This is a genomic window from Blautia parvula, from assembly GCF_020215665.1.
Lineage (GTDB): Bacteria > Bacillota > Clostridia > Lachnospirales > Lachnospiraceae > Blautia > Blautia celeris.
On the sequence record NZ_CP084061.1, the window covers coordinates 2,312,804 to 2,327,876 of the forward strand.

The window sequence follows — 15,073 nt, forward strand, 5'->3', positions numbered from 1 at the left end:
GATGCGGCCGGGATGCCGCGGCTCTTTGTTCCCAGACGACAGCCGCAGTGCGATCCAAACCGCATCTTTTTTATCTTATAAATCTTTTATCATCTGAAAATAATGCAGCTCTTCATATCCCAGCCTCTCATACAGCGCGATCGCTCTTTTATTGCTGTATGTGGCTTCCAGGCGGAATCTCTTTGCATGGGCATATTCCTGCTCCAGCCAGGCAAAGACCTCACTGCCGTATCCTTTTCCTCTGGCGTTCTCCATAAAATACAGCTCTTCCAGCCATACCGTAAGGCCGCCGGCCTCGTTGCTGAAGGTAAAGGCAAGGAGCAGATATCCAACCACACCGCTTTCATCCTCCAGCATCAGCACTCTGGCATGCTCCCTGCTTCTCAGGCACTCCTGAAGCGTTGCTTCAAAGTGCTCCTGGGGCACTGTGCGGATGCAGGCCTCCCCGCCGTAAAATTCTTTCTCCATCTTAAAGAATATCTCTCTGTCTTCTTCTCTGATATCTCTGATCGTCAGCATAAATACGATTGTCCTTTCTCTGCTATTTTTCTGTTTCCATTTCAAAAACTTTTTTCATCATCTCACAGTTTCCGCTGTGGGGACACTTACCGTAATCACAGTCAATCCTGTCAAAATGCAGTCCATATTCATCCTGTACAAATTCGCATATGGCGCTCCTGGCCATATCATAGTTCTTACAGTATCCGTTTACGAATTCTTCCACTATCCCGCTCATTTTACTCTTCCTTCTCTTTCTTCTCCCAGTTTTGGGTTATGCCCTCGGCGGCACTTATCTCAGGAGCCGGAAGTTTACCCTCCGGATGGCCTCCGGCCATATTTTCGATGGGCTGTTTCAGGAAAGATGCCCGCATAATAGACCCTGTCCCGAATTTCCTGCGGATCTCATCCACCGCCTGGTCCATCTTTTCCAGTTTATCATAATCCGTATGGTCAAACAAGGACAACTGCCGCCCGCTTTCTTCTCTGGAAACACGGCTTGTCCGCACGCCCAGAAGACGGATCGGCGCTCCGTCCCACAGCTCGTCAAACAGTCTGCATGCCTGCAGGTAAAGCTCCGAGGTAATATTGGTAGGCGCTCTCAGCACGGTCTGGTGAGAGACCGACTGCAGTTCATAGTCCTTGATCGTGACCGAAACCACCTCAGCCTTCATGCCGTCGCTGCGCAGCCTGGATGCCACGGTCTCGCACAGGGAAAGCAGCACCTGCTTGGCGGTATCCTCATCCACCACGTTAAACGCTATGGTTGTGCTGTTGCCGTATCCCTTGTTATCCTCCTGCACTGCCTCCACCACTGCACTGTCCCTGCCGTTGGCTGAATTCCAGATAGCTTCCCCGTGTTTTTTCAAATGATGCTTCAGAATTTCCACATCCGCGGCAGCCAAATCTCCGATGGTATAGATTCCCAGCTTCTTCAGCGTATTTTCCGTGGACCTTCCCACAAACAGCAGCTCAGATACGGGAAGAGGCCACATCTTCTCCTGAATTTCCTCCGGAAACAGGGTGTGTACCTTGTCCGGCTTCTGAAAATCAGATGCCATTTTTGCCAGAAGCTTATTGCTGGAGATTCCTATATTTACAGTAAATCCCAGGTCTGTTTTAATACGGTCCTTGAGTTTATAGGCAAAGGCCACGGGGTCTCCCAGCAGCCGCTCCATACCTGTCATATTCATAAATGCCTCGTCAATGCTGAATTTTTCCACCTCCGGCGTATATTCTCTCAGGATATCCATAAACTGTTTGGAAAATTCCCTGTACATCCCGTGATGTGAAGGAATAATCGTCAGGGACGGGCATTTCCGCATGGCGTCCACAATAGGCTCCCCTGTCCTGACGCCGAATGCCTTGGCCGGAATGGATTTTGCAAGAATGATACCCCGCCTTTTCGATTTGTCCCCGCCCACTGCGCTTGGTATTTCACGAAGGTCCACACTCCCTCCGTTTTTCAGCCTGTAAACTGCCTCCCAGGAGAGAAATGCACTGTTTACATCAATATGAAAAATGACGTTCTTCAATTCTATCCCACTTCCTTGCTCTTCCTTAATCTTTCTTAATCTCCATTATATCAGAACATATGTTCTATGTAAATACTTGACAAAACTTCCAACCTATTCTATTCTGGAAGAAATAAACTGAACCCACAAAAGGAGTCTGCTATGCTGGCTATCATACTCGCACCATTTTATCTCTTGATCAATTATTATGTTGTCCGCTGGATCATCCGCTGGACAGGCACCTGCCACAGACATTTGAAGTCCCGGCCATTCCGGGTGGTTTTTCTCAGCATTTATATTTTCATGTGCCTGACGCCCCTGACCTCCTATCTGGTCTCTGCCAATCCCTGGCACAGCTGGCTGAAACGTCTTTTTAACTACTGGCTGGGCACATTTTTGTATATTGTACTTATCATTCTTATCTTTGACCTGGTAAGGATCATACTGAGACATACAAACCGGATCAAACAGGAAACCCTTTCCAAAAGGCGCACCTTTATCCTGAGCGGCGGTGCGGCTGCCTGCCTCATCATCTGCCTGAGTGCCTACGGAATCATCCACGAACACAAGGTCTATGTAAACCACTATGAGGCCCAAGTGGAAAAATCCGGCGGAAAGCTGGATCATCTGAGAATTGCCCTGACTGCGGACCTTCACCTGGGCTACAGCATCGGCACCTACCATGTAAAATCCATGGTAGACAAAATAAACACTGAACATGTGGACCTGGTCTGCATTGCCGGTGACTTCTTCGACAACGAATACGACGCTGTGCAGTACCCGGAAAAAACCATTTCCATCTTAAAGGAGATAAAGAGCACCTACGGCGTATATGCCTGCTGGGGCAATCACGACTTCAAGGAAAAACTCCTGGCCGGATTCACAGTCCCCATCAAAAACGGCCAGCACACAGACACCCGGATGGACGATTTCCTGAAACAGTCCGGCATCCGGATTCTGGATGACAAGGCAGTCCTCATTGACGATTCTTTCTATCTGGCAGGCCGCAAGGACCCCCAGCGCTCCAAAAAGATGAAGGAAGACCGCCTGTCCCCGGAAGACCTGCTGCAGGATCTGGACCGGGACAAACCCATACTGGTCATTGACCATCAGCCCAAACAGCTTCAGGAGCTGGCAGATGCCGGCTGCGACATAGACCTCTCCGGCCACACCCATGACGGACAGATGTTCCCGGGTAACCTGACCACAAAACTCATGTGGGAAAACTCCTGCGGCGAGTTAAAAAAGGACAACATGTACTCCTATGTAACCTCCGGTGTAGGTGTCTGGGGACCGGCCATGCGTGTGGGAACAGATGCTGAGGTCATGATCATTGATGTCTATTTCACAAAATAGTAACGATTCAGCCAGCTGAATCGTTACGGGTATTCGCCCATTAAAAATCGCTTCGCGATGGGGCGAATACCTGCCGCCACTACTCTTTTGCACGGTCAGCGCAGTAAATGCGCAGACCTGACTGAACAGTTACACAAAATAACACACTGCGTTTTTAAAGGGAACCGGCAGCTCCTGCACTTGCTGCCGGTTCCCTCAATGCTTTAACCGTCTGCCCTGCTTCTCCCACAGTGCCGTCCGCTCTTCCTATCGTACAATCAGATACTTATCCTGCAGATCCGTGACAGCTCCCACAATACCAGCCTTCAAAGGGTACCCTGCCTCTGCAAGCCTTACAAGCACGTTTTCCGCATCCTCCCTTTTCAGACTCACCAGAAGCCCTCCTGAAGTCTGGGGATCAAAGACCAGATCCTCCATCGTCTCATCCACCTGTTCCTCCAGCCTTACATCCTTCTTATTAAACGCCTTATTTCTGTAAGTTCCCTCCGGAACCAGCCCCATAGAGGCATAAAAAAGAGCATCCGGCAGCACTTCCAGCTTATCTGTCTGGATCACAAGCGATTTCCCGCTTGCTCTTGCAGTCTCCAGAGCATGACCGGTCAGTCCGAACCCTGTCACATCCGTACAGCTATGCACCTCGACATCCCTGAGCGCTTCCATAGCCATCTTATTCAGGCAGCTCATACTCTCAACAGCCTTCCTCTCCGCCTCCTCGGAAGCCATTCCCGCCTTCACAGCCGTATTGATCAGTCCCACACCCAGAGGTTTTGTCAAAAGCAGCACATCCCCCGTCCTTGCTCCCCCGTTCTTCCAAATCCTGTCCGGCTTCACAAACCCGGAGACACAAAGCCCATACTTCGGCTCCTCATCATTGATCGAGTGCCCGCCTGCCAGCACAGCCCCTGCCTCCTTCACCTTAGAAGCCCCGCCTGCCAGAATCTCCCCCAGCACCTCAGCTCCCAGACAATTAGGAAACGCAACCACATTCAAAGCAAGCCGCGGCTCCCCGCCCATTGCATACACATCACTGAGCGCATTTGCCGCTGCGATCTGCCCAAACGTAAACGGATCATCCACCATAGGCGGAAAAAAATCCACGGTCTGTATCAAAGCCACTTCATCCGACACCCGATACACCGCCGCATCATCCGCCGTCTCAACCCCAACCATCAATCTATCATCCTTGGCCGCAGGCAGCCTCCCCACCACCTCCGCCAAAATCCCCGGCCCAATCTTAGCCGCACACCCCGCACTCTTAGAAAACTCCGTCAACTTCACCCCAACACTCATAATAATCTCCTATCCAAACACATCTCTCTCAACCTACCCTATCTCTTTCTAACTCAAAATTCAAAATATCCATAACAAAGGCTACCGTTTACTTTACCCACAAAACCGTGGGATACCAGCCACCAGGGAAGCAGGCGGTGAGCGGAGGGCAGCCGGGGCAGAGGGTATCAGGCAGGCGGTGTTTCGCGGAGCGGGCGGAAGATCCACCTGCCCCAGACACTTAGCGAAGAGCCCTAAGGCGATGAGCTTAGTGACTGGGAGCAGGTTAGCTTCCACCCAGCGGAGTGCTCCGCCTGCCTGATACCCTCTGCCCCGGCTGCCCTCCGCTCACCGCCTGTTTCCCGTCCGCCCTATCCCCCCCTTATTTTACATATCTATAACCACCTCCACCGGACAATGATCCGACCCCAAAACCTCCGTATGAATCCCCCCAGAAACCAACTTCTCCTCCAACCTCCGCGAAACGCAGAAATAATCAATCCTCCACCCCGCATTTTTCTCCCTGGCCTTAAACCGATAAGACCACCAGGAATAAATCCCTGTCTCCTCCGGATAAAAATACCGAAAACTATCCGTAAACCCAGCCTCCAGAAGCTCCGTAAACTTACCCCTCTCCTCATCCGTAAATCCGGCATTATGCCTGTTCGTCTTAGGATTCTTCAGATCGATCTCCTTATGCGCCACATTCAGATCCCCGCACATAACAACCGGCTTCTTCTCATCCAGCTTCAAGAGATACTCCCTAAACGCATCCTCCCACTCCATTCTATAAGAAAGCCTTGCCAGTTCATTCTGTGAATTCGGCGTATAACAGGTCACAAGATAAAAATCCTCATACTCCAGAGTGATCACCCTGCCCTCCTGGTCATGCTCCAAGATCCCGATTCCGTAAGCCACGGAAACCGGCTTCTTCCTGGCAAAAATCGCCGTCCCGGAATACCCTTTCTTCACCGCATAATTCCAATATGCATAATACCCCTCCGGCGCAAAATCAATCTGCCCCTCCTGAAGCTTCGTCTCCTGCAGACAGAAAAAGTCCGCGTCCACAGCCTCAAAATACTCTATAAATCCCTTCTGAACACAAGCCCGCAGGCCATTCACATTCCATGATATAAATTTCATATATTTCTCCTCTCTGTCCCTTACAGATATTTTAAAATCTCCCGGTAAGCTTCCAGGATCGCTTCATATTTCATACCGCAGTTTGCCGGGCTGGTAGACGGAAGCTGTATAACCGGCACCCCTGTATACGGCTCACAATACTTCCGGTAAAGTGCCGCCGCCTTCTGGCCAGTGGCAAAGACAGCCTGTACAGGTGCCGCATCCAGCACAAGAGACATATCATTGGCCCTGGGATTTTTAATACTCCCATCCTCCGCCCCGCGTATTTCACAGCTTTCCAGCACGTCCCACACGGCAACCTTATGAGCCAGAAGCATATTCTTCTTCTCCTCTGTCGTCACTGGAGTCTCCTCACCCAGCACCTCTCCCATCACTTTCCAGAACCGGTTTCTGGGATGCCCGTAGTAAAATCCTTCCTCTCTGGATTTCGGAGAAGGCATGGTCCCCAGCAGCAAAACCCTGGAACTGCTGTCATAAACCGGCGCAAATGTATGCTTCACATATTCTGTCTGATTTTTCATGGACCCACTCCTCAAATTGTAGAATTTTACTTCTTTCGTCCCCATTATACACTATTTTTTCTCTCCTGCGAAGTAAAAAAAGTTGGCAAAACGACTTTACGAACGCTGTCCTATGAGTATATAATAAAGACTGCATCGGAAAAACCGCAGAAAGCTACACACAGCGTAACTGTGAAGGTACTGAACAGTTACCACACAGCATGCTTTCTGTAGTCACATTAACAGAATTCTTATGAAAAAGGAGAAAAATCAATGGGTGGAATATTTGGAGTAGCTTCTAAATCCAGCTGCACTCTGGATTTGTTTTTCGGAACAGACTATCATTCTCATCTAGGCACAAGAAGAGGCGGTTTGGCAGTCTATGGACCAAATGGATTCAACCGTTCGATTCACAATATCGAAAATACCCCTTTCCGTACCAAATTCGACGGAGACTTAAACGAACTGGAGGGAAACCTGGGTATTGGCTGTATCTCTGACAATGAGCCGCAGCCGCTTTTAGTACAGTCACATCTGGGCAGCTTCGCCATCACTACCGTGGGAAAAATCAACAATATGGATGAACTTGTGGATATTTCCTATAAAAACGGATGCACACATTTCCTGGAAATGAGCGGCGGAAGCATCAACCCAACCGAGATGGTGGCGTCCCTGATCAACCAGAAATCCACCATTGTGGAAGGTATACAGTATGTGCAGGAGCTTGTGGACGGTTCCATGACTCTGCTTCTGCTCACCCCGAAAGGAATCTATGCCGCGCGTGACCGTGTAGGCCGTACCCCTGTCATCCTGGGCAGAAAAGAGGATGCGTTCTGCGCGTCTTTTGAAAGCTTTGCTTTCTTCAACCTGGGATACGAAACCTATCGTGAACTCGGACCTGGCGAGGTTGTATTCCTCACCCCGGAAAGCGCTGAAACTTTAGTAAAACCCCGGGAAGAAATGAAAATCTGTTCCTTCCTGTGGGTATACTACGGCTATCCCACCTCTACCTATGAAGGCATAAATGTAGAGGAAATGCGCTACGAGTGCGGCAAAAAGCTGGCACAGCGCGATGCCCAGAGAGAAAATGTGAAGCCAGACCTGGTTGCCGGCGTTCCTGACTCCGGTATCGCCCATGCGATCGGCTACGCCAATGAATCCGGCATTCCTTTCTCCCGCCCGTTTATCAAATATACACCGACCTGGCCCCGCTCCTTCATGCCGACTCAGCAGAGCCAGAGAAACCTCATCGCGCGCATGAAGCTGATTCCGGTGGAAGCGCTGATAAAAAACAAGAGCCTGCTGCTGATCGACGACTCCATCGTCCGCGGAACACAGCTTCGCGAGACAACTGAATTTTTATACAGCAGCGGAGCCAAAGAAGTTCACATCCGTCCGGCCTGCCCACCGCTTCTGTTCGGCTGCCCGTACCTGAACTTCTCACGTTCCAAATCCGAAATGGATCTGATCACCCGCCGCATTATTGCGGACCGGGAGGGAGACAATGTCTCCGAGGAAGTGCTTGCTGATTACGCCAACCCCGATTCCACCAACTATAAAGAAATGCTGGAGGAGATCGGCAGACAGCTTAACTTCACAACACTCCACTATCACCGTCTGGATGATCTGACAACTTCCATCGGACTGAGCCCGTGCAAAATGTGTACCCACTGCTTTGACGGCAAATAATTACACAAGAAAATAAAAGGCAGCCAGGTTTGAAGCGCCCCCAAAAAAGTCAGACTTTTTTGGGGCCATTCAAACCGAGCTGCCCTTTTTATCATAAATTTCACAAAACCTGAAGCGCCGAAACAGACTGCAGCACATCTTTTTTCCCGCTGCATTCCACTGTAAAAGACACCTCCGGATTATTCCTCTTCACAATTCCGATAACCTCTCTATAATCCAGATTTCCTCTTCCCAGTCCCATGTGTGTATCCCTGTCTCCCAGATTATCATGCACATGCATATGCCTGATATAACTGCCAAACAATTCCGCCCACGCAGCGGCCGGCATCTCCGAATAACAATGAGCATGCCCTATATCCAGACAAATCCCAAAATCAGGATGATCCACCTTACGGGCCACTTCCAGAATCGGTTCTGCCTCCCTGTCAAACACATTTTCCATCACGATCTGAATTCCATCCCGGCCATCCAGAAACCGTTTATAAAACTCAGCCACCCTGTCAGCCCATCCTATGAGCAGATACACATCCGGCACATAACAGGTATGGAACACCAGCTTCTCAGCCCCCAGCCTTTCTGCCGCCTGATACGCCTGCTCATACCGTTTCCTGGTAGCATCCAGGACCAGCGAATCAAACGCCATGGGATTCAGATCCAGAAAAGGCCCATGAAGCACCAGCTTCCCGCACCCCATTTCCTCCAGCCTCTTTTCATAACTGTCAATCTTCTCCTCCAGACGGTCCAGATTCTCGGAGATTGAAAACTCAATACTCTCAACTCCGGCCCCTGTCCTCTCTATCACATCTCTCATATCCACATCGTCCAGCAAATGACTCACATAAATCATATTTCACCCACCCAGTTTCATAATCCATTTTTCACAATCTATCCTTCATAATACCACAAATCCCATCATAAATCTCCCCTTTCCAAACATTTTTCCCACCTTATCCTCCCTATTCTTTCCGGGCTTTCTTTTCCAGACTTTCCTCCCAAAACCGTTCCTTTACCCTCAAACGCCATCCGCAGCTACCTCTTTCCGTCCCCTTTAAAAAAACAGCCGGACCTGGCCGCAGGCTTCCCTGTACGGACGTTTAAGAGCGGTAGAGAATCTTACAAGATCCATGCGTTAGCAAGCACTTAGTGAAGAGCCCTAAGGCGATGAACTTAGTGCGGCTTACGCATTAGCTTGGAAGTTCTCTGCTCTCGCCCGTACAGGGAAGCCTGTGGTCAGGTCCGGCGTCCGGAATAAGCCTTATAGACTACAGTCCTACACTGATTTTTCAAAAAATCTCACAAAAAAAGGACCGCCTAAGCAGTCCTTTTCCTATCAATAATCCGTCTTCTGATAAAAATGCCCTTCCAGAAAATCTGTCTTGATCACATTAATAAACGCCTTCGGATCCGCCTTCCGCACCCTGGTCACCAGCACCTTCGCCTCCGCGCTGGAAACCACGGAATACAGCATCTTCCGGCCTTCATTAGAATAACACCCGGTAGCCGCAAACTCCGTCGCGCTGTGATTTGTCACCTCATAAATCTCCTGGTACACTGCATCCGGACAATCCGTAACAATAAACAGCGTCTCCTTCTTATACGCCGTATGCAGCATATGAATGATCTGTGTGGATGTAAACTGGAAAATAATAGAATAAAGTGCCTTATCCCATCCAAACAGAATACCCGCGATCACCAGCACACATCCATTACCGAGTAAAATGAAATTCCAGACATCCTTATTTTTCTTTTCCGCAAAATAAATAGCAATAAAATCAGTACCACCGCCGCTGGTTCCGCCCATTAAACAAAGGCTCACAGCAAAACCATTTATAAGCCCGCCGAATACAGCGATCAAAAGAATGTCCTGTGTGATCGGCTGGGAGGGGATGATATCGGTAAGAATACTGGTCAATACTATGATCATCGCAGAACTTACAGTGAATTTCTTACCGATCGCTTTGAAACATACAATTGTCGGTACAGCGTTCAATAACAGATTGACCAGAGTAAACGGCAGTGCAATTCCCAGAAACCGTTGAAAAACAGTCTGGATCAACAAAGTCACCCCGTTGAAACCACCCGGATACAATCCTCCCGCTCTGACAAATGTCTTGATATTAACAGCCATAATGATAGCTCCGGCAAGGCCAAACACTACTCGTTTAGCTTCTTTTTTTATATCAATATTCGCTTTCATTTTTCCTCATCTGCTGACCTTACAGCATGTGTTTCCGAAGTTCCTCCGGAGATTTTACAGTTAAATAAGCCGGTGCAATATCGAAGACGGTCCTGCATCCGCTCTGTCCTTCCCTGTTCAGACGGTATGCCGCCCTTGCGTAAGCCACAATAACAGAGGATGTGAACTCCGGGTTGGAATCCAGCTTCAGGCTGTATTCGATCACATGACTGTGCTCCTTCTCCCATCCCGTCTTTCCTGTACGAATCACAAATCCACCGTGGGGAAGACCTGCATGCTCTGCCTTCATCTGCTCTTCGCTGATAAAATGCACGGTTGTCTCATACTCGTCAAAGTAATTCGGCATGGTCTTGATCTTTTTTTCAATCTTCTCTCTATCTGCGCCCTCTTCTGCAACAACGAACACCTCACGGGTATGCTTTTCACCTGTTGTGAGTGTGGGGTTCTCTCCGTTTCTGACTGCTGTAAGCGCTTTTTCCACAGGAATGGTATACTGTCTTGCATCCACAACGCCCTCAATCCTTCTGACTGCATCGGAATGTCCCTGGCTGACGCCTTTTCCCCAGAACGTGTAATCCGTTCCCTCCGGCAGAATGGCATTGGCATACAGACGGTTCAAAGAGAACATTCCCGGGTCCCAGCCAACAGAGATCAGGCCGATTTTCCCGCTCTTCTTTGCCGCTGCGTCCACATCCGCAAAATGCTCCGGTATTTTTGCATGAGTATCAAAGCTGTCCACCACGTTGAAATACTGTGCAAACTCAGGTGTCTGCTTCGGTAAATCCGTCGCGCTTCCGCCGCACAGAATCAGAACGTCGATCTCGTCCTTCATCTTCACAGCTTCATCCACATGATAAACCTTTGCAGTCTCTGTCATGATATGGACATCTGCAGGATTACGGCGTGTAAAAACAGCAGCCAGTTCCATATCCGGGTTCTGCTTCACTGCGCATTCCACTCCGCGTCCCAGATTACCATAGCCTAAAATTCCGATTCTTATACTCATCCTTTACCTCTCCTGTCAATTTTTCTTATAGTGTTTCCCTTTTTCGTCCCACTAAGTATAACAAATTCCCTTTTTCACTTCAACCTGCAAAATTCATAAATCAACCGATCCCACCGTAAAAAATTCCTAAAATATATACAACAAAAGTCAGTCCCACAAAGAGATATTTCGTGGCAGGCTCAAACCATTTTCCCAGCTTTCCGGCCCGTCCCATCTGCACCTGCTCCCTGGCAAATCCCCTGGGTGCGACCCAGAAAAACATCACCGCCGCCAAAAGCGCTCCCAAAGGAATGATATAGATGGACACCACATCCATCCAGACACTGACCATATCAGCGCTTTCAATAAAAACACCCACGGCTGCCGCTGCAAACGCAGTAATGACAACCGCCATCTTCCTGGAAAGCCCAAACTGTGCCTGAAGCGCTTCGATAGGCGTTTCAAACAGATTCATCAGGGAAGTCACAGCCGCAAACAACACAGCCACAAAAAATACCACTGCGAATACCTTTCCAAACGGCATCTGCCGGAACACCTCCGGCAATGTAATAAACATGAGCGGCGGTCCTGCGGATACATCAAGCCCAAAGGCAAAGACCGCGGGAATCACCACCAGTCCTGCAAGGATTGCCGCGCAGGTGTCAAAAAACGCCACATTTCTGGCGCTCCCCACCACATCCACATCCTTTGACAGGTAGCTGCCGTATACCAGAGTGCCGGAACCTGCCAAAGATAAGGAAAAGAATGCCTGCCCAAGGGCAAACACCCATGTTTTCGGCTGCGTCAGGTATTCCCATTTCGGCACAAAGAGATACCTGTACCCTTCCCCCGCATTTCCCAGTGTCAGCACACGCACCATGAGAAACAAAAAGAATACAAAGAACAGCGGCATCATGATCTTGTTCATTTTCTCGATTCCCTTGGAGACGCCAAGAGCCATAATAAGGAATGTCACAGCCAGACCGGCCATATGCCATCCCACGCTTCCAAAGTCACCTGCTATCTCCCCAAAATAAGCGGAGACATCCGCGGCATGGAACATACTCCCGGAAAGTGATCCCCACAGAAAACGCAGAAACCAGCCAACCACCACAGAGTAACCGATGCCGATGGCCAGTGAGCCAAGGACCGGGATCATGCCGATCAGCCTCCCGCCCTTCCATCCGCGCATCTCCATCACTTTCCCAAAAGCCCCCAAAGGCCCGGTCCCCATGGCGCGCCCAAAGGCCATCTCCCCCACCACACCGGAGAAACCGAGAATCGCCACGAAAATGAAATAGGGAATCAGGAAAGCCGCACCGCCGTACTGCCCGGTCCGGTAGGGAAACATCCATATATTTCCCATCCCCACCGCGGAACCTACACATGCCACAATAAAACCAAATTTTGAACGGAAAGCATCCCTGGTCTGGACAGTTCCCGCTGAATCCTTTTTCATATTTTATCCCATCCTTTTATGTAAAATTAAGTCCTTTCAAAGGATAGCACACAACGCATGTACTGTCCACATATTCCAGCCCTCCACGCCCTGTTTGCAAAAAATGCCGGCTCTGTACCATAAATGATACAGAACCGGCCAAATACCTGTCCGCAGTTTTCTCAGCTGATCTTCTTTTCTCTGCCGTATATCTCATAAAAATATTTCAGCAGCTTCTCCTCGTCCATCTCCGCGGACAGACACCCCATCTCTGTCACGGCATTTCCTCCCGTGATATTTCCAAAACGGATACAATCCCCCAGGTCATATCCGTAATACAGCCCATACATGAAGCCGGCTGCAAAAGCATCCCCTGCCCCGGTGGAATCCACATGTCTCACCGGGAGCGGCTCTATGATATGGAGTTCTTTGTTTTCCTTATACAGGCAGCCCGCGTTTCCGTTTTTTACAATAGGATTTTTCAAATGCTCGGACAGCCTTTCCAATGCCTGTACCGGTGTATCCGCCCCGGTTATTTTCATGGCTTCCATGGAGTTCGGTATAAAATAATCCACATACGGAAAAGCATCATAATACCACTCCAGGCTCAGCATGTCACTCCACGCGGAATCCAGGACAATAGTACATCCGGCCTCTTTCAGAGGCCTGCACAGATCCTTCTGCTCAAGAGAAAGGAATGCGATCCGGCATCCTTCGTAAAACTCATATATTTTCTTTTTCTCCACTGCAAACGCCGCTTCCTCCGGCTTATAGGAGACAATCCCCCGATCCTGCATACAGGATACCACACAGCTCAGGGTAACCGGGTCCTCCTCATCCGTGGAGAGCATATTGGTGTATTCGATCTTATCTTTCTCCAGTTCTTTTACCAGATATCTGCTCAGCGGCCCTTCTCCAATATAGGTTGCCAGCTTTACAGGTACGCCAAGCCTGGACAACTGGATAAGAGTTGCCACCGCTCCGCCTCCGAGCTGTTTGGAACAGCTCTCGCTGTATACCTCCTCACCAAGCTTTGGCATTCTGCGGGCGTTTCCGAAAATAATATCCACATTGGCGATTCCAAATCCCCCTACACTGTTCATACCTTCCATCCTCCTGTATACTCCTCATAAATCTCCAGATACTCCCTGAGCAGTTCCTCTGCCAGGGAATAGGAATTCACCAGAGGGTTCACCATAAGGGCATCTATGGCCTTCTTTGCATTGCGTTCCACTATGGCCTGGGCAGCTGTTCTCTCATAATACTTGACTGCACAGATGAGCTGCTTTGCGCTTTGGGGTAGAGTATACGGCCCGGGTTTCGGCACTGCCCCTGCTTTTGAAATATGACAGGATACTTCAATCACATCCGTATCCTTTAACCAGTCCACAGTTCCCTGGTTGGGCATACAGAGAATCATCTCTCCCTCTTTCCCTGTGATTTTAGCCCGCATAAGTGCCAAGGCTACCCCTGCATATCCGCCTTCATCTTTTGTACTCAGATCAAATTTCGGAATACAGGCATCATCCCTCGCCACAGATGTCTCGCCCTGCATATAATTGCTCTCTCTCATATATGTATGATCACGGTATATTTCCAGCATTTTGTCAAAATCTTTTCCGGCATCATACCGGCCCAGCTCCTGCAGCATACAGTCATTGATCCTCTTGATCCTTTCGCCCCTGGTCTCGCCGGTCTTCTGTATATTCTGCAGTGCCTTTTCCCTGTAATAGAAATAATAGAGATATTCATTGAGCATGCATCCCATGTGCTGTGCCAGCTTCGGTTCAAAATACCGCATGTCCGTCTGCTCATAGAGCCTGGGATCCTTTAATATCTCCGGGAGCATCTCCCTGTTCTCTTTTTTTACACTGGTAAAATAAGATAAATGGTTCAGACCTATGAGATGCACCTGAAAATCCGAAGCCTCGGCCTTGTAAAGCCCGGCCACCTGCCGCATAAACCCGGAGGGAGCATCGCAGATTCCATACACAAAGGAATATCCCTGGTCTCTTAAAGCCTGTGTCACAAGCCCTGCAGGATTGGTAAAGTTAAATACCATCACATTAGGGGCAGCATATCTGCGGATCAGTTCACAATAGTGCAGCAGGGTGGGAATGGAGCGAAGGGCCATGGCAAACCCGCCTACCCCGGTTGTCTCCTGTCCTATCACTCCATGCTTCAGCGCTACCCGCTCATCTATGATACGGCTTTCCTCTTTTCCCGCGCGGATGGTGGTGATGATAAAATCCGCCTCCCACACAGCCTCCTTTTCATCTGTTGTGCACACATAATGTACGGAAGGCGCTGTCCTGGCAAAGACCTCCTTTACCATTGAGCCGAAAACCCTGACCCGCTCTTGATCCGTATCCATAAAAACAACCTCTGTTATGCCAAGGCTTTCCGCCTGTTGTGCCAGACATTTTGCCAGCATCAGACTGCGTGAACCGCATCCGCCAATGACTGTTAACTTCATAAGCCTTC

The 15,073-nt window shown here is 49.5% G+C and carries 14 protein-coding genes; 2 read left to right on the forward strand and 12 right to left on the reverse strand.

Features of this window, described 5'->3' with window-relative positions:
* Nucleotides 1-75: 75 nt before the first annotated feature.
* Genes LC508_RS10845 through LC508_RS10855 form a run of 3 tightly spaced genes read right to left on the reverse strand, consistent with a single transcriptional unit; the run spans nucleotide 76 to nucleotide 2,033 of the window.
* Nucleotides 76-519 (reverse strand): GNAT family N-acetyltransferase, encoded by a 444-nt coding sequence (locus LC508_RS10845; protein WP_054353511.1) that lies wholly within the window; start codon nucleotides 517-519, stop codon nucleotides 76-78.
* Between the two features lie 22 nt (nucleotides 520-541).
* Complete coding sequence (locus LC508_RS10850) at nucleotides 542-736, reverse strand: hypothetical protein (RefSeq protein WP_054353512.1); 195 nt, start codon at nucleotides 734-736, stop codon at nucleotides 542-544.
* A gap of 1 nt (nucleotide 737) precedes the next feature.
* A complete protein-coding gene (locus LC508_RS10855; protein WP_118594124.1) occupies nucleotides 738-2,033 on the reverse strand; it encodes a DNA polymerase Y family protein in 1,296 nt (431 codons plus the stop codon).
* A gap of 141 nt (nucleotides 2,034-2,174) precedes the next feature.
* On the opposite strand from LC508_RS10855, the gene LC508_RS10860 reads away from it, so the two are divergent.
* Nucleotides 2,175-3,368 carry a metallophosphoesterase gene (locus tag LC508_RS10860; RefSeq protein WP_054353513.1) on the forward strand — a complete coding sequence of 398 codons (1,194 nt, stop codon included), beginning with the start codon at nucleotides 2,175-2,177 and terminating at the stop codon, nucleotides 3,366-3,368.
* 246 nt (nucleotides 3,369-3,614) lie between these two features.
* Here LC508_RS10860 and selD read toward each other — a convergent pair whose 3' ends face one another.
* From selD to LC508_RS10875, 3 genes are all read right to left on the reverse strand, one after another.
* A complete protein-coding gene (selD, locus tag LC508_RS10865; RefSeq protein ID WP_103733260.1) occupies nucleotides 3,615-4,658 on the reverse strand; it encodes a selenide, water dikinase SelD in 1,044 nt (347 codons plus the stop codon).
* A 366-nt stretch (nucleotides 4,659-5,024) separates the two neighbouring features.
* Nucleotides 5,025-5,780 carry an exodeoxyribonuclease III gene (locus tag LC508_RS10870; protein WP_103733007.1) on the reverse strand — a complete coding sequence of 252 codons (756 nt, stop codon included), beginning with the start codon at nucleotides 5,778-5,780 and terminating at the stop codon, nucleotides 5,025-5,027.
* Nucleotides 5,781-5,800: 20 nt separating this feature from the next.
* Nucleotides 5,801-6,301, reverse strand: coding sequence for a DNA-deoxyinosine glycosylase (locus LC508_RS10875; RefSeq protein ID WP_054353522.1), 501 nt, complete (start codon nucleotides 6,299-6,301; stop codon nucleotides 5,801-5,803).
* 252 nt (nucleotides 6,302-6,553) lie between these two features.
* On the opposite strand from LC508_RS10875, the gene LC508_RS10880 reads away from it, so the two are divergent.
* Nucleotides 6,554-7,969 carry an amidophosphoribosyltransferase gene (locus tag LC508_RS10880; RefSeq protein WP_033142516.1) on the forward strand — a complete coding sequence of 472 codons (1,416 nt, stop codon included), beginning with the start codon at nucleotides 6,554-6,556 and terminating at the stop codon, nucleotides 7,967-7,969.
* A gap of 100 nt (nucleotides 7,970-8,069) precedes the next feature.
* Here LC508_RS10880 and LC508_RS10885 read toward each other — a convergent pair whose 3' ends face one another.
* The 6 genes from LC508_RS10885 to LC508_RS10910 all read right to left on the reverse strand — a co-directional run bounded on the left by LC508_RS10885 (nucleotide 8,070) and on the right by LC508_RS10910 (nucleotide 15,065).
* A complete protein-coding gene (locus LC508_RS10885; protein ID WP_033142517.1) occupies nucleotides 8,070-8,816 on the reverse strand; it encodes a sugar phosphate isomerase/epimerase family protein in 747 nt (248 codons plus the stop codon).
* A 483-nt stretch (nucleotides 8,817-9,299) separates the two neighbouring features.
* Nucleotides 9,300-10,166, reverse strand: coding sequence for a YitT family protein (locus tag LC508_RS10890; RefSeq protein ID WP_033142518.1), 867 nt, complete (start codon nucleotides 10,164-10,166; stop codon nucleotides 9,300-9,302).
* Between the two features lie 19 nt (nucleotides 10,167-10,185).
* Nucleotides 10,186-11,172 carry a diaminopimelate dehydrogenase gene (locus tag LC508_RS10895; RefSeq protein ID WP_225305360.1) on the reverse strand — a complete coding sequence of 329 codons (987 nt, stop codon included), beginning with the start codon at nucleotides 11,170-11,172 and terminating at the stop codon, nucleotides 10,186-10,188.
* Nucleotides 11,173-11,272: 100 nt separating this feature from the next.
* Nucleotides 11,273-12,610, reverse strand: a complete 1,338-nt coding sequence (locus LC508_RS10900; protein WP_033142520.1) for a sodium-dependent transporter — start codon at nucleotides 12,608-12,610, stop codon at nucleotides 11,273-11,275.
* A gap of 161 nt (nucleotides 12,611-12,771) precedes the next feature.
* A complete protein-coding gene (locus LC508_RS10905; RefSeq protein WP_033142522.1) occupies nucleotides 12,772-13,692 on the reverse strand; it encodes a carbohydrate kinase family protein in 921 nt (306 codons plus the stop codon).
* Nucleotides 13,689-15,065 carry a family 4 glycosyl hydrolase gene (locus LC508_RS10910; protein ID WP_103731836.1) on the reverse strand — a complete coding sequence of 459 codons (1,377 nt, stop codon included), beginning with the start codon at nucleotides 15,063-15,065 and terminating at the stop codon, nucleotides 13,689-13,691. The genes LC508_RS10905 and LC508_RS10910 overlap by 4 nt, the downstream gene beginning before the upstream one ends.
* Nucleotides 15,066-15,073: the final 8 nt, after the last annotated feature.